Source organism: Streptomyces sp. JLBJ103, assembly GCF_058215575.1.
Window position 1 is genome coordinate 4499665 of sequence record NZ_CM177089.1, and the last position, 24812, is coordinate 4524476.

The following is a 24812-nucleotide window of genomic DNA, read 5'->3' on the forward strand; positions in this document are numbered from 1 at the left end:
AAGTCTCTGCGGCTGATGCGATCGCGGATGCGGGTACGGCCTTCAGTGAACGTGTCCCACGTGTGATTTCCCCCTCGCTGCGCGCCGCGAAACTGCCGGGTAGGGGATGCTGGAGATAACGTTCGTTCACATGGGTGCGTTCGGCGTTCATGGGAGCGCGCGCCAGATCGCGGACGCATGCTAGGTCTTGGAGGCTGTGATGGGTGTGACCGGTCCGATCCGTGTGGTGGTGGCCAAGCCGGGGCTGGACGGCCATGACCGCGGGGCGAAGGTGATCGCGCGGGCGCTGCGCGACGCGGGTATGGAGGTCATCTACACCGGGCTCCACCAGACCCCCGAGCAGATCGTCGACACCGCGATCCAGGAGGACGCCGACGCGATCGGGCTCTCGATCCTCTCCGGTGCCCATATGACGCTCTTCGCCAAGGTGCTGGAGCTGTTGCGGGAGCGTGAGGCGGAGGACATCAAGGTCTTCGGCGGCGGCATCATCCCCGAGGACGACATCGCCCCGCTGAAGGAGCAGGGCGTTGCGGAGATCTTCACGCCGGGCGCCACGACGGGGTCCATCGTGGAGTGGGTCCAGAAGAACGTCCGCCCGGTGGCCGCCTGAGCCGGAGCCTCATCCCGGGGCCGCGCCCCGGGACCCCGCCGCGGCTGTGCGGCCCGCGCGCCGTGTGACGGCGTAGGTACTACCAGTCAACGGCCCTGTGTCCGGCCGCCCGAGGTGCATCTCGTTGCGTGCGGAGCCGCACCGCTCCCCCCGCCGTGTCGGCGCCCGACCGTCCGAGGGCGCTTCGCCGCGCGGCGGAACCGCATGGCTCGGCGCCGCGCCGTCTCTCCCGCACGGTTTCGTAGGGCCGGGTGCCTCGCGGCCCCGACGCACGGCGGTAGCTCACCGCGCCGTGTGCCGCCGCGCGGCCGGGCCGCGGGCCCCGCCTGGTCGGCCGTTCCGCGCGGCGGTTCGCACCGCGCGGCCACCGACGTGCCGGGCCTTTGCATTGAGCCTCCGCGCCGTACGGGCGGCCGCGACGCCGCCGGCGTACGCATCCGCCGGGCCGCACCGGCCCGGTAACGCACCGGGTGCGCGGGCGTGTTCAACCCGTGGGCGGGGTGAGTTCGGCGCGGATGGCTTCCCTCAGCCGTAGCGTGCCCACCAGCCGCTGGAACGCCTCCGACCAGTAGCCACCCGCTCCCGGAGCCGCGTCCTCACCCTCGTCCGGTATCGCCGTGAGCACCTCCAGGCGGTCCGCCTGGCCCGGGTCCAGACAGCGCTCGGCCAGGCCCATGACCCCGCTGAAGCTCCATGGGTAGCTGCCCGCGTCCCGAGCGATGTCGAGTGCGTCCACCACGGCCCGGCCGAGCGGCTCGGCCCAGGGCAACGCACAGACCCCGAGCAGCCGGAACGCGTCGGACAGACCGTGGGAGGCGATGAACTCGGCGACCCATCCGGCTCGTTCCTCCGGCGGCAGCGCGGACAGCAGCTTCGCCGGGTCGCGCCAGGCGGCGGGGGCGGCGTCACCCGAGGAGGGCGGCAGGGTCGGGGCCCCCAGCAGCGCGCGGGACCACTCCGCACTGCGCTGCCGCACGGCGGCCCGGCACCAGGCCGCGTGCAGATCCGCCTGCCAGCCGTCCGCCACCGGCAGTGCCACGATCTCCGCGGCGCCGAGCCCGCCGAACCACTCGGCCCAGCGGTCCAGCGGGGTCGCCTCCACCAGCTGCCCCAGCCACCAGGAGCGCTCGCCGCGCCCCGAGGGCGGCTTGGGCACGATGCCGTCGCGCTGCATTCCGCTGTCGCATGCGGCCGGGGCCTCGACGGCGATCCGTCCGGTGGCGGTCAGGGACACACAGCCCCGGGCCCGCTCGGCCATGCGCGCGGCCAGTGCCGAGGCAGGCAGGGCGGAGAGCAGCTCGGCGGCGGTCGCCCGGACGTTCCGGCTGCGGTCGGACAGGGCCTGTTCGAGGAACGGCTCGTCGGAGGGGCAGAGATCGTCACGGAGCGAGTCCAGGAACATCAGCCGGTCCTCGGCCCGCTCCGTGGCCCAGGTGCCGCTGAGCAGCGCGAGCCCGGCCGCCGGATCGCGGTGGCGGGCCGCCGAGAGCAGGGACACCCGCTCGGCGAACAGCCCCTCCTCCCACAGCCGCTGGACCTCGGAGCGGCCGTGGGTGTCCGGTCCCGCCGCGAGGGAGGGGCCGTCGGGCGGTACGGCTGGGACGGTGCCCTCCGGGGGCAGGGTGGCCCGGCCCGCCCCGCCGCGCAGCGCGAACTTCCATTCGGCGTTGAGCCGGGCCAGCCACAGCGCGCGCGGCCCGCCGAGGGTCAGAGCCTCGGGCCGCAGATCGGTACGGGCCCGCGCCGCGTCGAGCAGCGCCGGCAGCAGTGCGTCCGGCGCCCGGTAGCCGTGGTGGTTGGCCAGGGTGAGCCACTGCGGAAGCAGTTCGGCGAGGTCGGGCGCCGAACGCTGGCTGCCGCGCCCGGCCGCCGAACGGTCGGCGAGCAGCATCGCCAGCCGGGCGCGGGCGGCCGACGGCAGGGCCGGGCGGGGGTCGGGCGGCGCGGGCGCGGGTACGGGCCGCGCGGGTGCGGGCCGCAGCCCGGCCCGCCGCCGCACGGTGCTGAGCGCGGCGGCGTCCAGCAGCGCGGCGGCGGTGTCCTGCCCCGGCAGCGAGGTGATGGGCGGTGTACGGCGCTCGGTGCCGAGCAGCGCGGCGGCCACGAGGTCGTCCCAGGACTCGTTCCAGGAGGCGTCGGAGGACATGGCTGGGATTGCGGTGCGGGTCGTCAACGTCGGCCTCCTCGCGCTGGGGTGGCGGTGAGCGGGACCGGCTCCGGGTCCCAGGTGGTGATCGGCACGAAACCGCGGTGGCCGCACTCCCCGAAGACGGTGATCGGGCGGCCGCCCGCGATCGCCAGCAGCTGCCACAGGTCGGTGCGCCCGGCGCAGCGCGGATCGACGGGCAGGGCGAGACCGGTCGTCGTATCCGCCAGCTGCCAGCCCTCGTCCGCCGGGACCGGGGTGACCCCGGACAGCACCACCGGCCAGCCCTCCAGCCAGGGATCCTGCCCCAACGCCTCGCCGTACGCGGCGAGGGCCGCATCCACATCGCCGCCGGGCGGCACCGTCCGATCGCTGTCGCTGTCGCTGTCGCTGTCGCTGTCGCTGTCGCTGTCGCTGTCGGTGTCGGTGTTGGCGTCCGGCGGTGCGACGCGGTGCTCGGCGAGGGCCGCGCGGAGGGGGCGGGTGGACGGGTAGTACACGAGGTCGGCGTCCAGCAGCAGCCCCGTGGGCAGGGCGGGCTCCGGGGACCGGCCGCCCGCGCCGAAGGACAGCAGCAGCGCCATCCGGCCGGTGCGCTCCCCGCGGAGCCAGACACGGCGGGTGGTCAGCCGTCCGTCGGAACTGTCCTGGCGGCCCAGGACCAGCCACCGGTCCCGGACCGGTTCGGCGGTGGCCAGCAGCTCGGCCACCGGCAGGGTGATCCCGATCCGGGCGCGGGTGGTGGCGGCCAGCTCCGCCGGGAGCCGGTCGATGTGGAGGAAGCCTTGGCTGAGGAGGTGAGCCAGCGCGCATTCCTCCAGCAGCCGCGCTGGCCAGCCCGCTCCGGAGGACGGGATGGCGGCCAGCTCCCGCACCCGCGTCTCCAGGCCCGGGGCCTGGGCGTCGACCATCCGCGCCGCCGTCTCGTCCCACGCCCCGTATCCCGCGCGGTCGGCGGCGGCGAGCCCGTCGCGCAGCAGATCGGCGAGGCGCCGCTCCAACTCCGAGGCGCCCGCGGCGATGCGCTGGGCGCGCCGCTCGGCGCGGCGCCGGGCCGCTTCGGGGTCGGCGGTGCCGCCCGCGCCCCCGCCGGACCGCTGATCCCCGGCGTCCGTGCCCCCGCCAGCCCCCGGCCCGGCATCGGCACGTCGCCGCGCCGCCTGGTCCGCCGCGCGCTCGCGCCGCTCGCTCAGCCAGCCGCCGGCCCACTCCGGGGGCTCGCCGCCCTCCGGCACCCCCTCGCCGCCCGACGCCCACAGCAGCAACAGCCCCAGCGCGTGCTTGCACGGGAACTTCCGGCTCGGGCAACTGCACCGGTATCCCGGCCCGTCGAGATCCACGACCGTCCGGTACGGCGCGCTGCCACTGCCCGCGCACACCCCCCATATGCCCCGGCCGCCCGCCCCCGCACCCGACCACGGACCGGCCGTGGCCAGCTTGCCGCCCGCCGTGCGCGAAGCGGCGTCCGGAGCCAGCGCGAGCACCTGCTCCGCCGTCCAGCGTTCCCCCTGCGGATTCATGTCCACGACCGTACGAGCACCCACTGACAACTGCCTTGACCTGCCGCTTTGTTGGGCCGGGGGGAATTGTCAGTGGGGTGGTGCAGGGTGGATTCAGCGTCCGGAACACGCGTCCGGAGACGGAGCGAGGAACGAGTCTGTGGGGGAGCTGTGACCGTCACTGTGTCCGGGACCGAATCCACCGAATCCACCGAATCCACTGAATTCACCGCCACCGCGTCCGACGGGGTGGTGGGGGGAGCCGCGGAGGTCCTTCGTCCGCATGCGGAGCACACCTTCGCGGACGAGCTGAGCGCGCTCGCCGCCGCCGACGACCGTCCCCGCCCGGCGCGTTGGCGGCTGTCCCCATGGGCGGTGGCCACCTATCTCCTCGGCGGCACCCTGCCGGACGGCACCGTGATCACACCCAAGTACGTGGGCCCGCGCCGTATCGTCGAGGTCGCCGTCACCACGCTCGCCACCGATCGCGCGCTGCTCCTGCTCGGTGTCCCCGGCACCGCCAAGACCTGGGTCTCGGAGCATCTGGCGGCGGCCGTCAGCGGGGATTCCACCCTGCTGGTCCAGGGCACCGCGGGCACGCCCGAGGAGGCCATCCGCTACGGCTGGAACTACGCCCAGCTGCTGGCCCACGGCCCCAGCCGGGACGCTCTGGTGCCCAGCCCGGTGATGCGGGCGATGGCGGAGGGGATGACCGCGCGGGTGGAGGAGCTGACCCGCATCCCGGCCGATGTGCAGGACACACTGATCACCGTCCTGTCGGAGAAGACGCTGCCGGTCCCGGAGCTGGGGGAGGAGGTCCAGGCGGTCCGCGGCTTCAATCTCATCGCCACCGCCAACGACCGCGACCGCGGGGTCAATGAGCTGTCCAGCGCCCTGCGCCGCCGTTTCAACACGGTGGTGCTGCCGCTGCCCGCGACCCCGGAGGACGAGGTCGACATCGTGGCCCGGCGCGTCGCCCAGATCGGCCGTTCGCTGGACCTCCCCGAGGTCCCGGAGGGCATCGACGAGATCCGCCGGGTGGTCACGGTCTTCCGCGAGCTGCGGCAGGGGGTGACCGCAGACGGCCGTACGAAGGTCAAGTCGCCCTCAGGCACGCTGTCCACGGCCGAGGCCATCTCCGTGGTCACCAACGGTCTCGCTCTCGCCGCCCACTTCGGTGACGGTGTGCTGCGCGCCGGTGATGTGGCGGCGGGCATCCTGGGCGCGGTCGTCCGCGACCCGGCGGCCGACCGGGTCATCTGGCAGGAGTATCTGGAGGCGGTCGTCCGCGAGCGGGACGGCTGGAAGGACTTCTACCGCGCCTGCCGTGAGGTGAGCGCGTGACGGCGAGCGGTGCCGGTGGGGACGCGGTGTGGCCGCTGCTGCTCGGGGTGCGGCACCACGGGCCCGGCTCGGCGCGTGCGGTCCGGGCGGCGCTCGACACGTACGAGCCCGGTGCGGTGCTCATCGAGGGTCCCCCGGAGGCGGACGCGATCGTCCGGCTCGCCGCCGACGAGGCCATGCACCCGCCCGTCGCCCTGCTCGCACACGTCGCGGACGACCCCGGGCGCGCGGGCTTCTGGCCGCTGGCCGGGTTCTCGCCGGAATGGGCGGCGATCCAGTGGGCGCTGGCCCGCGATGTGCCCGTCCGGTTCATCGACCTCCCGGCGGCGAACACCCTGGCCATGGCCGCCAAGGAGCGGCCGGAGCCGGAGGCGGATGCGGGACCGGATGAACCCTGTGAGGAGGCCGAACAGGCCGCGCGGGTACGTCTCGACCCGCTCGCGGCCCTCGCGGAGGCGGCCGGTTACGACGATCCGGAGCGCTGGTGGGAGGACGTCGTGGAGCACCGGGGTGGCGGTCCCGGCCCGGGGCCCGCTGCCCCCGCCGCGCCGTTCGCCGCCGTGGGCGAGGCCATGGCCGCGCTCCGGGCCGAGCACGGCGACGGCGGCCATGAGGACGACGCCGTGCGGGAGGCCCATATGCGGCTTCGGCTGAGGGACGCGCGGCGGGAGTTCGGTGCCGAGGTCGCGGTCGTCTGCGGGGCCTGGCATGTGCCCGCGCTCGCCCGGCGGTCCACGGTGACCGCCGACCGTACGCTCCTCAGGGGACTGCCGAAGGTCAAGGCAGAGATCAGCTGGGTGCCGTGGACCCACCGCCGGCTGGCCCGGCACAGCGGCTACGGCGCCGGGATCGCCTCCCCCGGCTGGTACAGCCATCTCTTCCATGCCCCCGACCAGCCGTTGGAGCGATGGCTGACGAAGGTCGCCCGGCTGCTCCGGGATGAGGACGTGGCCGTCTCGTCGGCCCATGTCATCGAGGCGGTGCGGCTCGCCGAGACCCTCGCGGCCCTGCGCGGACGCCCGCTCCCGGGGCTCGCGGAGACCATGGACGCCGTGCGGGCGGTGATGTGCGAGGGCGCGGAGGTGCCGCTCGCGCTGGTGCGGGACCGGCTGATCGTCGGGGACGTCCTCGGAGAGGTGCCCGACTCGGCACCGGCCGTACCGCTTCAGCGCGACCTGACGCGGACACAGCGTTCGCTGCGCCTCAAGCCGGAGGCCCAGGACCGCGAACTGGAGCTGGACCTGCGCAAGGAGAACGACGCCGCGCGCAGCCGTCTGCTGCACCGGCTGCGGCTGCTCGGCGTCGCGTGGGGCACCCCGGCCGCCTCCCGCGGCAGCACCGGCACCTTCCGCGAGACATGGCGGCTGCGCTGGGAGCCGGAGTTGGCGGTGCGGGTGGCGGAGGCCGGTGTCTGGGGCACCACCGTGCTGTCCGCGGCCACCGCCAAGGCGGAGTCGGAGGCCGTCGGCGCGACGACGCTCGCGGAGGTCACCGAGCTGGCCGAGCGCTGTCTGCTGGCCGCGCTCCCCGGCGCCCTGCCTGTGGTGATGCGCGCGCTCGCCGACCGCGCGGCGCTCGACACCGATGTCGGCCATCTCGCGCAGGCACTGCCCTCGTTGGTGCGGTCGGTGCGCTACGGCGATGTGCGCGCCACCGACACTGCCGCCCTCACCGAGGTCGCCGCCGGTCTCGCCGAGCGCATCCTCGTCGGCCTGCCGCCCGCCTGCGTGGGCCTCGACCCCGGCGGCGCGTCCGAGATGCGCGCCCATCTGGAAGCCGTCCACCGCGCGATCGGCCTTCTGGCGGAGACGTCGCGGACGTCGGCGACCTCCGGTGCGGCCGGACCAGGACCGGTGGACCCACCGGCGCCCGCTCCGGCACCGGCACCGGCCTCGACGGCGGGCGGTGTTGCGGCGACGGGACCGGCGGGCGAGCCGACATCGCCGCCTGCGTCCGGCTCGGGGCCGGAAGCGGTCTCGGAACCGGATTCGGCTCAGGACGCGTCGGCCCCGGGACCGGCAGAAGTACGGGAGCGGGAATCGCTCGCCGCCGAGGGGCCGACGGGCGGGCTTGGCGTCGCGGACCGCGACGTTGCGTTGCGGAGGCGGTGGGCCGGGGTGTTGCGGGGGGTCGCCGGGCGGGACGGGGTGCCCGGTGTCCCCGGGGTGCTCCGGGGACGGGCCGCCCGGTTGCTGCTGGACGACGGGCGGCTCCCGGAGGACGAGGCGGCCCGGCTGATGGGGCTCGCCCTCTCGCCCGGCACCGCGCCGACCGAAGCCGCCGCCTGGATCGAGGGGTTCCTCGGCGGCGAGGCGGGCGGCGGGATGCTGCTGGTCCACGACGGGCGGCTGCTCGGCCTCGTCGACCGCTGGCTGACGGGCGTGCCCGCCGACGCGTTCACGGATGTGCTGCCGCTGCTGCGGCGCACCTTCTCCGCCTACGACACGGGCGTCCGCCGCACCCTCGGCGAGCTGGTGCGCCGCGGCCCGGCGGGGGCGGACGGGAGCGCCGACGGCGGGCCGCGCGGTCAAGCCGCTCCCGGGGCGCCCGGGTTCGGGCCGGGGCTGGACGCGGGCCGCGCGGCGGCCGCCGAGCCGACGGTGCGGCTCCTGCTGGGCCTGGGCTCCGCCCCCGCCCCTGACGACCACCACGCGCTGGAGGCAGCCGGATGACCACGCACACACCCGCCACCGACCACCACGAGCGGCTGCGGCGGTGGCGGCTGGTGCTGGGCGGGCAGGGGGCCGACGGCACCGGCTGTTCGCTCAGCGGGACCGACGCCGCCATGGACCGCACCCTCGAAGCGCTGTACGGGGCCCGGGGCGGCGACGGACCCGGCTCCACCGGCGGCGCCCCGGGCGTCACCGCGCGCGGCGGCGGGGCCGCCGCGGCCGGGTCGCGGTCCGCCGGGCTCGGCGGCTCCGCGCCCCAAGTGGCGCGCTGGCTCGGTGACATCCGCCGGTACTTCCCCACCTCGGTGGTCCAGGTCATGCAGCGAGACGCCATCGACCGGCTCGGTCTTTCGGCGCTGCTGCTGGAGCCTGAGATGCTGGAGGCGGTGGAGGCGGACGTCCATCTCGTGAGCACCCTGCTCACCCTCAACAAGGCGATGCCGGAGACCACGAAGAACACCGCGCGGGCCGTCGTCCGCAAGGTCGTCGAGGATCTGGAGAAGCGGCTGGCGACGCGCACCCGCGCCACGCTCACCGGTGCCCTCGACCGCTCCGCGCGGATCAGCCGCCCGCGCCACCGGGACATCGACTGGAACCGCACCATCCGGGCCAACCTCGCCCATTACCTCCCCGAGCACCGCACGGTCGTCCCCGAGCGGCTGATCGGTCACGGCCGCGCGGCGCGCGGAGTGAAGAAGGACGTGGTGCTCTGTATCGACCAGTCCGGGTCGATGGCCGCCTCCGTCGTCTACGCCTCCGTCTTCGGCGCCGTGCTCGCCTCGATGCGTTCGCTCGCCACCCGCCTGGTCGTCTTCGACACCTCCGTCGTGGATCTCACCGAGCAGCTCGACGACCCGGTGGACGTCCTGTTCGGCACCCGGCTCGGCGGCGGCACCGACATCAACCGGGCGCTGGCGTACTGCCAGTCGCAGATCACCCGGCCCGCCGACACCGTCGTCGTGCTCATCAGCGACCTCTACGAGGGCGGTATCCGCGACGAGATGCTGGGGCGGGTCGCGGCGATGAAGGCGTCCGGGGTGCAGTTCGTGACACTGCTCGCGCTGTCCGACGAGGGGGCCCCGAGCTACGACCGCGAGCACGCGGCGGCGCTCGCCGCGCTCGGCGCACCCGCCTTCGCTTGCACTCCCGATCTCTTCCCGGAGGTGATGGCCTCGGCGATCGAGCGGCGCCAACTGCCGATACCGGACATGGCGATGCATCAGTGACCAGGGGCTTGCGCCGCCCCCAGGCGGTCGTGCAAGGATCATCCACGTCGCCCAGGACGTGAATCCGACCGTCCGGTTGGCACGTTCGTCCTGTCTGTACGGCTGTGCGCTCCTACGCTCCAGCCGACGCGTCCTCATATCCGAGAGAAGGCCCGCTCTTGTCCGCTGTGTTCGCCATGCCTGCCGCTGTGCGCCTGCCGCGCACCGTGGCCGCGCGGCGAGCGCTGATGGCGGCGTTCTTCCTCGGGGGCTTCCTGGCCCTGGCGTTCCTCTTCGGCGGTACCGCTCACGCCGCCGAGCGGGCACAGCCGGTCGCCCCGGTTCATCAGGCCAAGAGCTCCAGCGCCTCCGGGCTGCTCGACCCCTCCGAGGCCAAGGCCGATACCGCCCGGCACCACGCCGAGCAGGCCGGGAAGCACACCCGGGACCAGGCCGCCGAGGCGGCCGACGCCACCGGGGAAGCGGTCGCCGAGGGCGTACGCCCCGTCCGGGAGCCGGTCGAGCGCGAGGCGCGGAAGGTCACCGACCCGGTCGGTGACCTGGTGCGCGACACCGGCGACAGCCTGCCCGTGGACCTGCCCGACCTCGGTGCGGGCAGCACCGGCGGCGCGGGCTCCGACGGTTCGGCAACGGGCCACGGCTCGGGCAAGGACCGTGCCGCGCAGGGCGATTCCGCCCCGCGCGCCCACACGTCCGCGCACACCACGGCCCCGGCGGGTCCCGTGGCGGCATCGGCCGTCACCGTCCCGCCGCGCACCGCCGACGACGCCGGGCACGGTCCCGCCGTCCGGGCGTCCGCCGGTGCGGCCGAGGACGGTGGCGCCCCGGCGCCGCTGCCCCTTCCGCGGTCCCCCTTCGGGACCGTCTCCCAGTACACCGGCGACAGCGGCGCTCCCCGTGGCGGGGACACCCATGCCGCTCTGCCGCCGTCCGACGCGGACCACTTCGGGCTGCGGCCCGGTGCGATCCGCGCGGAGAGCTCGGCCCCGACGCGCGAGCGGTTCAACGAAGTCCTCGAATTCCCCGGCTAGGGCAGACCTCACCCCCGTCTGTACAAGACCTGCCGCGCGGGGGCGGGTCAGGTCTGCCCGTCCGACAACCCCCTTGTGAATTCGAAGGACTTCCACGCCATGCGCAACAACATCCGCCGTTCGATCCTCGTCGCCGCCGCTGCCACCGGTATCTGGGCCCTGGGCACCGCCGCGGCCAGCGCCGACGAGCTGCCCGCCGTTCCGTCCACCGACGGTGTCACCAGCACGGTGAACGGCGTCAGCAATACCGCCCGGGACACCGCCTCGACCGACAAGGTCACCGACACCGTCAAGGGCGCGACCGGCGGCCTCACCGACACCTCCGAGGTCACCGACACCGCCAAGAAGACCGTCGACGGCGCGACCTCGACGGTCACCGACACCGTCAAGGGCGGCGTGCCCGCCACCGACGGTCTGCCAAGCGTGCCGGACGCCTCCAAGACCGTGGACGGTGTGACCGGTCACGCCACCCCGGGCAAGGTCGCCAAGAAGGCCGGCAAGGCCGTGCAGAAGGTCAAGCGGGCCACCGACGTCGACCTGCCCACCGGTGAGGTCCCCGGCGTGGCGCCGGAGATCCCGGCCCTCGGCTCGCTGCCGACCGTGCCCGACACCTCCGCGCTGCCCGCCGCGGGCTCCGTGCCGTCCCTCGACGGTGCCGTCCCGGCCGAGCTGCCCGCCCAGCTCCCCGCCACCCCGAAGCTGCCCGCCGTCCCCGGCTCGGCCGACGAACTGCTGGGCGCCCTCTCCGGCGCGGGTGTCCGTCCCGAGCAGCTGACCGGCAAGGCGCAGGCCGCCGTGGACGCCGCCCGGCCGACCGTCGACGGCGCCGCCTCCGACGTGCTGCCGCCCGCCGTGCACCGCACCGTGGTCAAGGTCCTCCCGGTCGCGCAGCGCGCCGCCGGTGACGCCGGTGTGCTGGCCGGTGACGCGGCGGACCACGCGACCCCGTACGCGGGCTACGTGACCGGCAGCGCCCAGGGCCACGTGCTCGGCACCGCCTCCAACGTCGTTCCGTTCGCGCAGGACACCGCCGCCGGTGCCGTTCCGGTGGTGCGCAGCGTGGTGGTCACCACCGTGCCGTTCGCGCAGGACCTGGCCACCAGCACGGTGCCGTTCGCCCAGGACCTCGGCACCTCCGCGGTCGCCGACGCCCAGGTCACGGCGGGTAACGCCACGACCGGCGCGAAGAGCCTGCTCCCGGCGGTGCCGACCGACCTGACCGACGCCGCGAACATCCCGGCGCTCCCGGTTCTGCCCGCCGTCCCGGCGGGGGTCCCGACCGTCCCGGCGGGCCTGCCGACGGTTCCGGCTGAGCTGCCCACGGTCCCGGCGGGCCTGCCGACGGTTCCGGCTGAGCTGCCCACGGTCCCGGCGGACCTCCCGACCGTTCCGGCCGAGCTGCCGACCGTCTGATCTCCGCGCGGCCGCCCGGCCGTACGGATCGCTGTACCGAACGGCAGTCCTCTTTGGGGAGGGGACTGTCGCTGACCGGGCGGCTCTCTTTGGGGAGAGGGCTGCCCGGTCGCGGCGTTTCCACCGGAACAACGCCGGAACAACGACGGAACGACGGAACGACGGAACGACGTCAGCGCAACCCCAGCGCAACCCCAGCGCAACACCGACGCCACGGCGACAGAACACCGCCGGGCGAGGCACCATCGAAATAGATACCCATGGCAGCGATCTGTGACCGTAATCACCGCTCGAGTGTGACCTGCGATTTAGGGTCATCCGGTTCACAGGGATAACCTGCGATGCGGACATGCCGCGTACCCGGCGCACGTGTGCCGCCCTCGTCAAAGATCGCGTCCTCACGCTGCCCCCGCGGCACGCCCGCGCAGACAACGACCGCGATATCCAGGAAAAGGGACGGACGCGCGTGGACCTGTTCGAGTACCAGGCGAGGGACCTCTTCGCCAAGCACGGTGTACCGGTGCTGGCCGGTGAAGTCATCGACACGCCTGAGGCGGCGCGCGAGGTGACCGAGCGACTGGGCGGCCGCGCGGTCGTCAAGGCGCAGGTCAAGACCGGCGGCCGCGGTAAGGCCGGCGGCGTCAAGCTGGCCTCCGACCCGGCCGACGCCGTGGAGAAGGCGACCCAGATCCTGGGTATGGACATCAAGGGCCACACGGTCCACAAGGTGATGCTCGCCCAGACCGCGGACATCAAGGAGGAGTACTACGTCTCCTTCCTGCTGGACCGCACCAACCGGACCTTCCTCGCCATGGCCTCCGTCGAGGGTGGCGTGGAGATCGAGGTCGTCGCGGAGCAGAACCCCGAGGCGCTCGCCAAGATCCCGGTGGACGCCATCGAGGGTGTGACCGCCGAGAAGGCCGCCGAGATCGTCGCCGCCGCGAAGTTCCCGGCCGAGATCGCGGGCCAGGTCACGGAGGTCCTCCAGAAGCTGTGGACCGTCTTCATCAAGGAAGACGCCCTGCTCGTTGAGGTGAACCCGCTGGTCAAGACCGGCGACGGCCAGATCATCGCGCTGGACGGCAAGGTCTCCCTGGACGCCAACGCCGAGTTCCGTCAGCCGGAGCACGAGGCGCTCGAGGACAAGGACGCCGCGAACCCGCTGGAGGCCGCGGCCAAGGCCAAGGGCCTCAACTACGTCAAGCTCGACGGCGAGGTCGGCATCATCGGCAACGGCGCGGGTCTGGTCATGTCGACCCTCGACGTCGTCGCGTACGCCGGTGAGGAGCACGGCGGTGTGAAGCCCGCCAACTTCCTCGACATCGGTGGTGGCGCCTCCGCCGAGGTGATGGCCAACGGTCTCGAGATCATCCTCGGTGACCCGGACGTCAAGTCGGTCTTCGTCAACGTCTTCGGTGGCATCACCGCCTGCGACGCGGTGGCCAACGGCATCGTCCAGGCCCTGGAACTGCTGAAGTCCAAGGGCGAGGACGTCAGCAAGCCGCTGGTCGTGCGCCTCGACGGCAACAACGCGGAGCTGGGTCGCAAGATCCTCACCGACGCCAACCACCCGCTGGTGCAGCAGGTGGACACCATGGACGGCGCGGCTGAGCGTGCCGCCGAGCTGGCTGCGAAGTAAGGGACGAGGTCACCAGAAACCATGGCTATCTTCCTCACCAAGGAAAGCAAGGTCATCGTCCAGGGGATGACCGGGTCCGAGGGTCAGAAGCACACCCGTCGGATGCTTGCCTCGGGCACCAACATCGTCGGCGGCGTGAACCCGCGCAAGGCCGGCACCACCGTTGACTTCGACGGCACCGAGGTCCCGGTCTTCGGCTCCGTCAAGGAGGCCATCGGCGCCACCGGCGCCGATGTCACGGTCATCTTCGTCCCGGAGAAGTTCACCAAGGACGCGGTCATCGAGGCGATCGACGCCGAGATCCCGCTCGCTGTCGTGATCACCGAGGGCATCGCCGTTCACGACTCGGCCAACTTCTGGGCCTACGCGGGCAAGAAGGGCAACAAGACCCGCATCATCGGCCCGAACTGCCCGGGTCTGATCACGCCGGGTCAGTCGAACGCGGGCATCATCCCGTCCGACATCACCAAGCCCGGCCGCATCGGTCTGGTGTCGAAGTCCGGCACGCTGACCTACCAGATGATGTACGAGCTGCGGGACATCGGCTTCTCGTCCTGCGTCGGCATCGGCGGTGACCCGATCATCGGCACCACCCACATCGACGCCCTGGCCGCCTTCGAGGCCGACCCCGACACCGACCTGATCGTGATGATCGGTGAGATCGGCGGCGACGCCGAGGAGCGGGCCGCGGACTTCATCAAGGCCAACGTCACCAAGCCGGTCGTCGGCTATGTGGCGGGTTTCACCGCCCCCGAGGGCAAGACCATGGGCCACGCGGGTGCGATCGTGTCCGGTTCCTCCGGCACCGCGCAGGCGAAGAAGGAGGCCCTGGAGGCCGCGGGCGTGAAGGTCGGCAAGACGCCGTCCGAGACCGCCCGCCTCGCGCGCGCCGCGCTGGGCGGCTGACGCCGTCGTAGCGCCGGTTTCACGGCTCACGGGCGCGGGCCCGTACCACTCATGGGTGGTGCGGGTCCGCGCTTTTTCATCGGTCCTCGGTGGGGTGTTCCGCCGACTCGGCTCAGGGTCGGTCCCACCCATTCGGCCTTGAGTCAATAAAAGACGCATAAGCGGACTAACCGCGACACGGCGACTAATCGCTTGATGTAGGGATGAAACGGCTGTTATTGGCAGCATGGTCGTCGTGACCCAGACGACCGATCGCAGCCCGACGTTGTCCTCACGCGGCCGTGCCGCGCTCCAGCGTCCCTCCGCCGCCGCCCGGGAAGGGTTCCTCGGCGGTGTGGTCGCCGCGGGGCTCGGCCTGGGCGCGCTCTCCGTCGCCGTACTCCTGTTGTGGATCACCTCCCCCTCCCCGGTGAGCAGCCCCGACGGGGCCCTGCACGTCGCCGCCGACCTGTGGCTGCTCGGCCATGGCTCGGAACTCGTCCGCACCGAATCGCTCTCCGGGCACTCGATGCCCGTCGGACTGATTCCGCTGGTGGTGGGCCTGCTGCCGTGCTGGCTGCTCTACCGGGCCGCACAGCACGCCGTCTACCAGCAGGAGGGCACCGAGGGCGACGGGCAGTGGGTGCCCGAGGAGTCCGCCGGGGATCCGCGCACCGCCTTCGGATGGGTGACCGGCGGCTATCTGCTGGTGGGCGTGGCGACCGTGGTCTACGCCGCGTCCGGACCGCTGCACGTCAACGCGGTCAGCGCGCTGCTGCATCTGCCGGTCGTCGTCGGAGCCGTCGCGGCCCTCGGGGTGTGGGTGGCCGACGGTCGGTTCCCGGTACGGATCCCGGCCCGGCTGAAGGCCCCGCTCCGGCGGATCCGGGGTGCCGAGACGGCCGTACGCGTCCTGGTGTGGGTGCGCGGACGCAGCTGGTGCCGACGCCGTCCGCTGATGGCCGCCCTCCGAGCCGCGGCGAGTTCCCTGGTGGTGCTGCTGGGCTGTGGGGCCCTGCTCACCGCCGGTTCGATGCTCAGCCACTCCGGCGCGGTCCAGCTGGCGTTTCTCCAGCTCAGCGATGTGTGGTCGGGGCGGTTCGCGGTGCTGCTGGTGAGCCTGGCGCTGCTGCCGAACGCGATCGTCTGGGGCGCCGCATACGGCGTCGGCGCCGGATTCGCGGTCGGCGGGGGCAGTGTGATCGCCCCGCTCGGTGTCACCTCGACCCCCAAGCTGCCGGACTTCCCCCTGGTCGCCGCGCTGCCCGGCGCCGGGACGGGAGTGCCGCTGATCTGGCTGACGGGTATCGCCGCGGGACTGTCGCTGGCCCTCTTCATCGGGATCGCGGCCGCGCGGCGGCTGGGCCGCGGTGACCGCCCCTCCTGGACCCTGACCGAGACCACGGTGCTGGCCGGGCTGGCCGCGCTGGGCTGCGCGGCCGCGATGGCACTGCTGGCCGCCGTCTCCGGCGGCCCACTGGGGATCGGCATCCTCTCCGACCTGGGCCCCAACTGGTGGCGTACGGGCGGGGCCACACTCGGCTGGACGGCGCTGATCGGGGTGCCGGGAGCGGTGCTGGTGCGCTGGGTCCGGCTGTACGTTCCGACGCGTTCGACGTGGGACGAGTGGAAGGCGGCCCGGGTGGCGAGCGCGGAGCTGCGTGCGCGGAGGCGGCAGGCGCGCGCCTCGGAGCGGGCCGCCCGGAAGGCCGAGCGGGAGGCCGTGCACGCGGAGGCGGTGGCGAAGGCGGCCGCACAGCCGAATGTGCCGTCGCCCATGGACGACATCGATCTGCGCAAGGCGATGTCCGAGCCGTGGTGGCAGTGGCTGCGACCGCGAAGGCACCGCGCGGCGGGCGGGAAGCGGAAGCGCGGGGTGCGCCGCCGGGGCGCGGGCGTGCCCACGGGTGCGTACGCTCTCCAGGACACGGCCGCGGCCGCGCCGGTGAACGGTGTGATCGGCGGGACGAACGGAGACGGCGGCCGCGTCGGTCCGAACGGCGCTCCCGCTGTGAACGGTGTGACCGGTGTGAACGATGGGGACGGCGGCATGGAGGCCGACCGCCCGGCGCCCGCGCAGCCCGCCCTCGGCACGGCACCGCACCCGCGCCATCGGCTGACCTCCCGGCGCAAGTTCACCGCGTCCGTGGCGGCCGAGCCGTCCACCGCACCGGCCGAGTCGGGAGCGTCCGGCACCTCTGGGAGCGAGGGCGCGGAGCCCACGTCCGGCGGCGACGCGCGCCCCACGACGGCCGCGGAGGACAGCGCCCCCGGCGCCCGGGACGCGTAAGGCGTCCGGACACACATCACGGCCCGGCAGGCGGACAGCGCGCCTGCCGGGCCGTGGTGTGCGGTCAGTCCTCGGTGCTGAGCAGCGGCCGCAGCTGCTCGGGCAGCAGGCGCTCGCACTGATGGCGGGAGGTCTGTGTCAGGGCGTCGTCCACACAGGTGTAGTAGTCCTTGTAGACGAACTGGAGGGTGAAGGTCGCGGCCACGATGGCGAGCGCCAGCGCGCCCGTCACCAGACCGCTGATCGCCGCCGTGGACTGCGGCTTCGACCCGGCGGAGCCGGGCGCCGGCAGCCGGGCCGGAGTGGCGCCGGGCGGCGGGGGAGGTGCGTTCAGCGCTGCCTGCGCGGGGGCTGGGGACGGCGCCGGACGCCGCGGCTTGGCCCGCAGCGCGCTGATGCCCCAGTACAGGGCCAGCGCACCGAGCAGCAGCGCGATCTGCGGCAGGCTGAACAGCGCGAAGAAGAATCCCCACATACCCGAGAGCAGGGCGTACCGCGCGCGGCGCTGGGCCGGGTCGGTGGGGTCCCAGCGCGGGCCGCTCTGGCCGGTGGGACCGCTGGGGCGGTTGGCGCCGGGGAGGTTGCCGAAGCCGCCGCTCTGGCGGCCGGGCTGGCGGCTGCTCCACTGGCTGCCCCACGCCGGGGGCTGCTGTCCGTCCTGGCCGCCGTTCTGACCGTCCTGACCGTCCTGGCCGCCCTGGCCGTCGTGTCCGCTCTGGCCGTTATGCCCCTCGGGGCCGTTCGGGCCGCTGCCGCCGTCCGGGTGATGGCGCGGCTGCCAGGGCTGGTCCGGCCTGTCCGCCGGCGGCGGGGCGAACGGATTGTCCTCCGGCCTGCCGCCGCCCGGACCGCCGGACGGGGCTCCGGGGGAGCCGCCCGGGGAGGCCCCGGGAGCGCCCTCGGACGCGCCGGGGGAGGAGGGTGGAGGCGAGGAGGACGGCGACTGCTGCTCATGCATCAGCGGCGTCGTACGCGACGTGCGGGCATGCCTCATCGCCGCCCCCCGGTCGAGGCGGGAGTCGGAGTGAGGCGATGAGCCGCGCGGCGGCGTCGGTCCGGCATCTGGAGTGTGTCTTCCCCTTGTGTCGTCGCCTGCACACCGGGTCCGCGGTCGGCTGGTGCCGGGCGGGTCGGCGGTGCGGGCGCGACGGTCGTTCCCACGGCGTCAGTTGGATTCGCAGTCCAGACGCTACCTCCCGTGCCCGCCCCCGTCCCCCGGGGGCCGCTTGGTGTGCCGGTATCGTTGCTGACGGTCGGCGGCTTCGTAGAGTTCCCCGGAATTCTCGAGTCCACGGCCTTGTACGACCATACAAATGGCAGCACCGCCCGCGAGAAAGAACCCCGCCGTGGCCTCCCCGCCTTCCTCCGCCCGCCCCGGGCGCCCCGCCCGCCTCGTCGTTCTCGTCTCCGGCTCGGGTACCAACCTTCAGGCGCTGCTCGACGCCATCGCCGCGGAGGGCGTGGACTCCTACGGCGCCGAGGTGGTGGCCGTCGGCGCCGACCGCGAGGGCATCGAGGGACTGGAGCGCGCCGAGCGCGCCGGAATCCCCACCTTCGTATGCCGGGTCAAGGACCACGTCAGCCGGGCCGCGTGGGATGCCGCGTTGGCCGAGGCAACCGCCGGATACGAGCCGGACCTCGTCGTCTCGGCCGGATTCATGAAGATCCTGGGCAAGGAGTTCCTCGCCCGCTTCGGCGGCCGCTGCGTCAACACCCACCCCGCGCTGCTGCCCAGCTTTCCCGGTGCCCACGGTGTGCGCGACGCGCTCGCGCACGGTGTGCGGGTGACCGGCTGCACCGTCCACTTCGTCGACGACGGCGTCGACACTGGCCCGATCATCGCCCAGGGCGTGGTCGAGGTCCGGGACGAGGACGACGAGTCCGCTCTGCACGAGCGGATCAAGGAAGTCGAGCGCTCGCTGCTCGTCGAGGTCGTGGGGCGTCTGGCGCGTCACGGCTACCGCATTGAGGGACGAAAGGTAAGGATCCCGTGACCGCCGAAGGTACGAAGCGGCCCATCCGCCGCGCGTTGGTCAGCGTCTACGACAAGACGGGGCTCGAGGAGCTGGCCCGCGGGCTGCACACGGCGGGTGTCCAGCTCGTCTCCACCGGCTCGACGGCCGCGAAGATCGCCGCCGCGGGTGTCCCGGTCACCAAGGTCGAGGAGCTGACCGGTTTCCCGGAGTGTCTCGACGGCCGCGTCAAGACCCTGCATCCGCGGGTCCACGCGGGCATCCTCGCCGACCAGCGGCTGGAGGCACACCGCGACCAGCTGGCCGAGCTGGGCGTCGAGCCGTTCGAGCTGGTGATCGTCAACCTCTACCCGTTCCGGGAGACCGTCGCCTCGGGCGCCTCGCCCGACGAGTGCGTCGAGCAGATCGACATCGGCGGGCCGTCCATGGTCCGCGCCGCCGCCAAGAATCACCCGTCCGTGGCCGTGGTCGTCAACCCCGGGCGTTACGACGAGGTGCTGAAGGCCGTCGCCGAGGGCGGTTTCGACCTTCAGGGACGCAAGCGGCTGGCGGCCGAGGCGTTCCAGCACACCGCGGCGTACGACGTCGCGGTGGCCAACTGGTTCGCCCGGGACTACGCCGCGGCCGACGACTCCGGCTTCCCCGAGTTCCTGGGCGCGACCGTCACCCGCGCCCAGGTGCTGCGCTACGGCGAGAACCCGCACCAGTCCGCCGCGCTCTACTCCGACGGCTCGGGCAAAGGCCTGGCGCACGCGGAGCAGCTGCACGGCAAGGAGATGTCGTACAACAACTACGTCGACACCGAGGCCGCCCGCCGCGCCGCCTACGACCACGCCGCTCCCTGTGTCGCGATCATCAAGCACGCCAACCCCTGCGGGATCGCGGTCGGCGCCGATGTCGCCGAGGCGCACCGCAAGGCGCACGCCTGTGACCCGCTGTCGGCCTTCGGCGGGGTCATCGCCGTCAACCGCCCGGTGACGGTCGCCATGGCCGAGCAGGTCGCCGAGATCTTCACCGAGGTCATCGTGGCGCCGGACTACGAGGACGGCGCGGTCGAGGTGCTCGCCCGCAAGAAGAACATCCGTGTGCTGCGCTGCGCCGACGCCCCCGAGGCGACCGTCGAGGAGCGCCCGGTCGAGGGCGGCGCGCTGGTCCAGGCCAAGGACCGGTTCCAGGCCGAGGGCGACGACCCGGCGAACTGGACCCTGGCCACCGGGGAGGCGCTGGACGCCGACGGCCTCGCTGAGCTGTCCTTCGCCTGGCGTGCCTGCCGCGCGGTGAAGTCCAACGCGATCCTGCTGGCCAAGGACGGCGCCACGGTCGGCGTCGGCATGGGTCAGGTCAACCGTGTCGACTCGGCGAAGCTGGCCGTGGAGCGGGCGGGCGAGGAGCGGGCGAGCGGTTCGTACGCCGCCTCCGACGCCTTCTTCCCCTTCCCGGACGGCTTCGAGGTGCTGGCCCGCGCCGGGGTCAGTGCCGTGGTACAGCCGGGCGGCTCGGTCCGTGACGAGCTGGTCGTGGAGGCCGCGCAGAAGGCGGGCGTGACCATGTACTTCACCGGTACGCGCCACTTCTTCCACTGAGCGGTGAACCTCGCAAGGCCGCACTCCCGGGCCCTGGGGGTGCGGCCTTTGCGCGGTACCGACCGCACCTGATTGGATCCGACGTCCCCGCATCCGGGAGGATAAGAGACATGACCGCCCAGATTCTCGATGGCAAGGCAACCGCAGCCGCGATCAAGTCCGACCTCGTCAAGCGTGTGGAGGCGCTGAAGGCGCAGGGTGTCCACCCCGGTCTCGGGACCGTCCTGGTCGGCGAGGATCCCGGCAGCAAGTGGTACGTGGCGGGCAAGCACCGCGACTGCGCCGAGGTGGGCATCGCCTCCATCCGGCGCGATCTGCCGGAGACCGCCACCCAGGAGGAGATCGAAGCGGTGGTCCGAGAGCTCAACGAGGACCCGGAGTGCACCGGGTACATCGTTCAGCTGCCGCTGCCCAAGGGCATCGACACCAACCGCGTGCTGGAGCTGATGGACCCCGCCAAGGACGCCGACGGACTGCACCCGATGAACCTCGGGCGGCTGGTGCTGAACGAGTCCGGCCCGCTGCCGTGCACCCCGCAGGGCGTCATCCAGCTGCTGCGCCACCACGGTGTGGAGATCAATGGCGCGCATGTGGTGGTCGTCGGCCGCGGGATCACCGTCGGCCGCTCGATCGGGCTGCTGCTGACCCGCCGTTCCGAGAACGCCACGGTCACCCTGTGCCACACCGGCACCCGCGATCTGCCCTCGGTGCTGCGCCAGGCCGACATCATCGTGGCGGCGGCCGGGGTGCGGCACCTGATCAAGCCGGAGGACGTCAAGCAGGGCGCCGCGGTGCTCGACGTGGGCGTCAGCCGGGACGAGCACGGCAAGATCGCCGGGGATGTGCACCCCGGGGTGACCGAGGTCGCGGGCTGGATCTCGCCGAACCCCGGCGGAGTGGGCCCGATGACCCGCGCCCAGCTGCTGGTCAATGTCGTGGAGGCAGCCGAGCACACGGCAAAGGCGGCGCACGGCGGTGGTGGTCATGACGGCTGAGGCGAGCGAACCGGCGGCCGGGGAGCCGCAGACCGGGCAGCCCGCCCGCAAGTCGCGGCGGTTTCCGCTGATCACCCGGGACACCGCGCGTCCCGAGGGCGGTGGCCGGGCGGCGCCCGGCGGCGCTCCGGCGCCCGTGCGCCAGTGGCCGCTGCTCGCGGTGATGGGCGGTGTGGGGCTGGGGCTGCTGATCGTCGCCCTGGACGCGTTCCGGGCGGGCACCGTGCTGATCGGGCTCTCGCTGCTGGCGGGCGCGGCGCTGCGGTGGGCGTTGCCGGAGGTCGGGATGCTCGCGGTGCGGTCGCGCTTCACCGACATGCTGACGTACGGGCTGCTGGGCGCGGCGATCGTGCTGCTGTCCCTGATGGCTCAGCCGAATCCCATGGTGACGATTCCGTTCCTGGAGGATCTGGTGCACTTCACGGTGCGCTAGGCCCTGTCCGGTGGGTCTTGTCGGGCCCGCGACGCCTGGCACCGCACCTCGCCGCGTTGTCGAAAGTCGCCCGAGTACGCCCAGTACGAGGGCGATCCTCCGCCTTGCCATGCACGGCACCAGACGCCGCGGGCTGCTCCTCAAAGACCCACCGGACAGGGCCTAGCCGGGCGTACGACCCAGCCGGGGCGTACGGCGGCCCTTGCGCGAGGCTCTGAGATACGGCGGCCCGTCCTCTCCCCCGTGGGAGGACGGGCCGCCGTCGTCTGTGGTGGGTCTCCTCGACCCGGCGACGGTCCGCCCTCTCCCCCGAAGAAGGACGGACCGCCCGGTCATCAGGGTTGTGCGTTGGCTGTGCGCGATCAATGGACGTGGGCGGCCTGTGGCGCGGAAGTGACCATTCCGGTACGAGTTCTCGGCTGCGCAACGATGAGCTGGGGCGCGAGGGCGCTTTCGGCGTATATCGAGAGCCGCAATGCGCCCCCGGCGGGGGAACTGACATCCTGGACCACGGCATCCCGTGGAGAGGGAGTTCGGATCCTTGGGGTGCCAATCGCGGTACCAGCACAGGAGATTCACCAGATCCACACGGGGGGAACAGGGGGAGGCAATGCCTCGCTGGAGGGAGCTGCCGGAGGAACTCGACCCGCAGGTGCGGGAGTTCACCGGTCAGCTGCGCAGGATCGTCGAGCGCAGCGGGATGAGCGTGGTAGCCGTCGCCGACCGCACCGGCTACAGCAAGAGCTCATGGGAGCGCTACCTCAACGGGCGTCTGCTGCCACCGCAGCGCGCGGTGGAGGCACTGGCCGAGGTGACCGGCGCCGGGGCCCATCACCTCATCACGCTGTGGGAGTTGGCGGAGCGGGCCTGGAGCCGTTCGGAGAACCGGCACGACGTGACGATGGAGGCCATCAGTGTCGCCCAGGCGCGGGCGGCCATCGAGGAGTTCGCCCCGGAGCAGGGGAAGAATAACGGTCATCCCTCGGATAAGACCGTGAAGGGCGCGAAGGCTGCCAAGGATGCCAAGGATGCCAATGGCGCCGAGGCCGACCGCGTGGTCGCCCCGCCCGGACCGGAGCGGCCGCGGATGCCCACCGCCCCGGCCACCGCCCCGCCGACGGCGCCGTACCCGGGTGCCGCCCCCTCGGCCCCTGGCGCCCCCGCCGCTGCTCCCGCCCCTGCCGCCTCCGCGGAAGGACGGGGCGGGCGCCGACGGATCGCGCTGTTCGCCGGGGCCGCCGTGAGTTCGCTGCTGCTCGTCGCCGGGGCCGTGGTCCTGGTCGGCACGGGCGACGACGGCAAGCCGGCCGCGGCCCCTAAGACCGCCCCGGCCACCACCGCGCCCAGCCTGCCCCGCGGGGTGAAGTGCGCGGGGAAGGACTGCACCGGCAAGGACCCGGAGGTCATGGGCTGCGGTGGGGCGAAGGCGACCACCTCCGCCAACCTCACCGTGGGCAACGCCTACGTCGAGGTCCGCTACAGCCAGACCTGCGGCGCGGCCTGGGCCCGGATCACCCGGGCGGCCACCGGCGATCAGATACGGGTCAGTGCCCCGGGTGGGGGCGGCGGCGCGTCGGTCAGCCAGAGCGGTGAGGTCAAGGCCGGCGGGGAGGCGTACACCCGGATGGTTTCGGCGAAGACCACTGCGCAGGCCACCGCCTGCGCCACGCTGACCAGCGGAGTCCGCGGCTGTACGGACCGTGCCGCGAACGGGTGACGGGGGCGTTCGGTACTCGTCCGGACGATTTTGGATGCGTTGGGAATGGCCCCGTGGAATCGGGGAAAACGCAGGCCGACCCCCCCACGGGTGCGGCTATGGGCGGCCGCCTGCACTCCCCCTCCTGGCAGGCGGCCGCCCAAGCGTGTGTGCGGTGAGCAGTGACACAGTGGCCCGGGAGACCGGGCCCGCGACGGCGTCGGATAGCCTGACGCAGGTATCTCGACACCAAGAGATCTTGACAGAAAACACAGCGCAGGAGACCGCCATGACCCGCACTCCCGTCAATGTCACCGTCACCGGCGCGGCAGGCCAGATCGGCTACGCGCTGCTCTTCCGTATCGCCTCCGGTCAGCTGCTCGGCCCGGACGTGCCGGTCGCGCTGCGTCTCCTGGAGATCCCACAGGGACTGAAGGCCGCCGAGGGCACCGCGATGGAGCTCGACGACTGCGCCTTCCCGCTGCTGCGCGGCATCGACATCTCCGACGACCCGAACGTGGCCTTCGACGGTGCCAACGTGGCGCTGCTCGTCGGTGCCCGTCCGCGCACCAAGGGCATGGAGCGGGGCGACCTGCTCGAGGCCAACGGCGGCATCTTCAAGCCGCAGGGCAAGGCGATCAACGACCACGCCGCGGACGACATCAAGGTCCTCGTGGTCGGCAACCCGGCCAACACCAACGCGCTCATCGCGCAGGCCGCCGCCCCGGACGTACCGGCCGAGCGCTTCACCGCGATGACCCGCCTGGACCACAACCGCGCCCTGTCGCAGCTGGCGAAGAAGACCGGTGTCCAGGTCGCCGAGATCAAGAAGCTGACGATCTGGGGCAACCACTCCGCCACCCAGTACCCGGACGTCTTCCACGCCGAGGTCGCGGGCAAGAACGCCGCCGAGGTCGTCAACGACGAGCAGTGGCTGGCCGACACCTTCATCCCGACCGTCGCCAAGCGCGGTGCGGCGATCATCGAGGCGCGCGGCGCGTCCTCGGCCGCCTCCGCCGCCAACGCGGCCATCGACCACGTCCACACCTGGGTGAACGGCACCGACGCCGGTGACTGGACCTCCGCCGGTGTGGTCTCCGACGGCTCCTACGGTGTGCCGGAGGGCCTGATCTCGTCCTTCCCGGTCACCGCGAAGGGCGGCTCGTTCGAGATCGTCCAGGGCCTGGACATCAACGAGTTCTCGCGCACCCGGATCGACGCCTCGGTCAAGGAGCTCGAGGAGGAGCGCGAGGCGGTGCGCGGTCTGGGCCTCATCTGACGCCTGGTCCCCGCCCGTTCTCCGTCGGGCAGCCATCCGAAGGGTCACACTCCGGTATTCACTCCGGAGAGTGACCCTTCGGCCATTCCCTGTGATGA

Annotated in this window: 18 protein-coding genes; 15 read left to right on the forward strand and 3 right to left on the reverse strand. The window is 73.1% G+C overall.

What is annotated here, in order from left to right; all coding sequences use genetic code 11:
• The first annotated feature begins 199 nt into the window (after nt 1-199).
• A complete protein-coding gene (icmB, locus tag AC4BEG_RS19865) occupies nt 200-610 on the forward strand; it encodes a coenzyme B12-dependent isobutyryl CoA mutase small subunit (protein WP_201870712.1) in 411 nt (136 codons plus the stop codon).
• A 484-nt stretch (nt 611-1094) separates the two neighbouring features.
• On the opposite strand, the gene AC4BEG_RS19870 is transcribed toward icmB, so the two are convergent.
• Nucleotides 1095-2756 carry a DUF5691 domain-containing protein gene (locus AC4BEG_RS19870; protein ID WP_490701093.1) on the reverse strand — a complete coding sequence of 554 codons (1662 nt, stop codon included), beginning with the start codon at nt 2754-2756 and terminating at the stop codon, nt 1095-1097.
• 23 nt (nt 2757-2779) lie between these two features.
• A complete protein-coding gene (locus AC4BEG_RS19875; RefSeq protein WP_490701094.1) occupies nt 2780-4276 on the reverse strand; it encodes an SWIM zinc finger family protein in 1497 nt (498 codons plus the stop codon).
• A 228-nt stretch (nt 4277-4504) separates the two neighbouring features.
• Here AC4BEG_RS19875 and AC4BEG_RS19880 point away from each other — a divergent pair, with 228 nt between their 5' ends.
• The 8 genes from AC4BEG_RS19880 (at nt 4505) to AC4BEG_RS19915 (ending at nt 16755) form a co-directional block, all read left to right on the forward strand.
• Nucleotides 4505-5599, forward strand: coding sequence for an ATP-binding protein (locus AC4BEG_RS19880; protein ID WP_490707135.1), 1095 nt, complete (start codon nt 4505-4507; stop codon nt 5597-5599).
• On the forward strand, nt 5596-8271 hold the full coding sequence (locus tag AC4BEG_RS19885; RefSeq protein ID WP_490701095.1) for a DUF5682 family protein: 2676 nt from the start codon (nt 5596-5598) through the stop codon (nt 8269-8271). Before AC4BEG_RS19880 ends, AC4BEG_RS19885 begins: the two co-directional genes overlap by 4 nt.
• Complete coding sequence (locus AC4BEG_RS19890) at nt 8268-9497, forward strand: VWA domain-containing protein (RefSeq protein ID WP_490701096.1); 1230 nt, start codon at nt 8268-8270, stop codon at nt 9495-9497. The genes AC4BEG_RS19885 and AC4BEG_RS19890 overlap by 4 nt, the downstream gene beginning before the upstream one ends.
• A gap of 176 nt (nt 9498-9673) precedes the next feature.
• Nucleotides 9674-10528, forward strand: coding sequence for a hypothetical protein (locus tag AC4BEG_RS19895; protein WP_490701097.1), 855 nt, complete (start codon nt 9674-9676; stop codon nt 10526-10528).
• Nucleotides 10529-10627: 99 nt separating this feature from the next.
• Nucleotides 10628-11941, forward strand: coding sequence for a hypothetical protein (locus AC4BEG_RS19900; RefSeq protein ID WP_490701098.1), 1314 nt, complete (start codon nt 10628-10630; stop codon nt 11939-11941).
• A 466-nt stretch (nt 11942-12407) separates the two neighbouring features.
• On the forward strand, nt 12408-13580 hold the full coding sequence (sucC, locus tag AC4BEG_RS19905) for an ADP-forming succinate--CoA ligase subunit beta (RefSeq protein WP_490701099.1): 1173 nt from the start codon (nt 12408-12410) through the stop codon (nt 13578-13580).
• Between the two features lie 21 nt (nt 13581-13601).
• Complete coding sequence (gene sucD / locus AC4BEG_RS19910) at nt 13602-14486, forward strand: succinate--CoA ligase subunit alpha (protein ID WP_490701100.1); 885 nt, start codon at nt 13602-13604, stop codon at nt 14484-14486.
• A 226-nt stretch (nt 14487-14712) separates the two neighbouring features.
• On the forward strand, nt 14713-16755 hold the full coding sequence (locus AC4BEG_RS19915; protein ID WP_490701101.1) for a cell division protein PerM: 2043 nt from the start codon (nt 14713-14715) through the stop codon (nt 16753-16755).
• A 64-nt stretch (nt 16756-16819) separates the two neighbouring features.
• Here AC4BEG_RS19915 and AC4BEG_RS19920 read toward each other — a convergent pair whose 3' ends face one another.
• The gene (locus AC4BEG_RS19920; RefSeq protein WP_490701102.1) at nt 16820-17713 is read right to left on the reverse strand and encodes a hypothetical protein; all 894 of its coding nucleotides are present in this window, start codon (nt 17711-17713) and stop codon (nt 16820-16822) included.
• Nucleotides 17714-18068: 355 nt separating this feature from the next.
• Between AC4BEG_RS19920 and purN the strand changes: the two genes are divergently transcribed.
• The 6 genes from purN to AC4BEG_RS19950 all read left to right on the forward strand — a co-directional run bounded on the left by purN (nt 18069) and on the right by AC4BEG_RS19950 (nt 24714).
• Nucleotides 18069-18749, forward strand: a complete 681-nt coding sequence (gene purN / locus AC4BEG_RS19925) for a phosphoribosylglycinamide formyltransferase (RefSeq protein WP_490701103.1) — start codon at nt 18069-18071, stop codon at nt 18747-18749.
• The gene (gene purH / locus AC4BEG_RS19930; RefSeq protein WP_490701104.1) at nt 18746-20311 is read left to right on the forward strand and encodes a bifunctional phosphoribosylaminoimidazolecarboxamide formyltransferase/IMP cyclohydrolase; all 1566 of its coding nucleotides are present in this window, start codon (nt 18746-18748) and stop codon (nt 20309-20311) included. Before purN ends, purH begins: the two co-directional genes overlap by 4 nt.
• 110 nt (nt 20312-20421) lie before the next feature.
• The gene (locus AC4BEG_RS19935; RefSeq protein ID WP_490701105.1) at nt 20422-21306 is read left to right on the forward strand and encodes a bifunctional methylenetetrahydrofolate dehydrogenase/methenyltetrahydrofolate cyclohydrolase; all 885 of its coding nucleotides are present in this window, start codon (nt 20422-20424) and stop codon (nt 21304-21306) included.
• Nucleotides 21296-21739, forward strand: coding sequence for a DUF3017 domain-containing protein (locus AC4BEG_RS19940; RefSeq protein WP_490701106.1), 444 nt, complete (start codon nt 21296-21298; stop codon nt 21737-21739). The genes AC4BEG_RS19935 and AC4BEG_RS19940 overlap by 11 nt, the downstream gene beginning before the upstream one ends.
• 610 nt (nt 21740-22349) lie before the next feature.
• Complete coding sequence (locus AC4BEG_RS19945) at nt 22350-23456, forward strand: helix-turn-helix domain-containing protein (RefSeq protein WP_490701107.1); 1107 nt, start codon at nt 22350-22352, stop codon at nt 23454-23456.
• Nucleotides 23457-23724: 268 nt separating this feature from the next.
• Nucleotides 23725-24714, forward strand: a complete 990-nt coding sequence (locus AC4BEG_RS19950; RefSeq protein ID WP_490701108.1) for a malate dehydrogenase — start codon at nt 23725-23727, stop codon at nt 24712-24714.
• Nucleotides 24715-24812 lie beyond the last annotated feature (98 nt).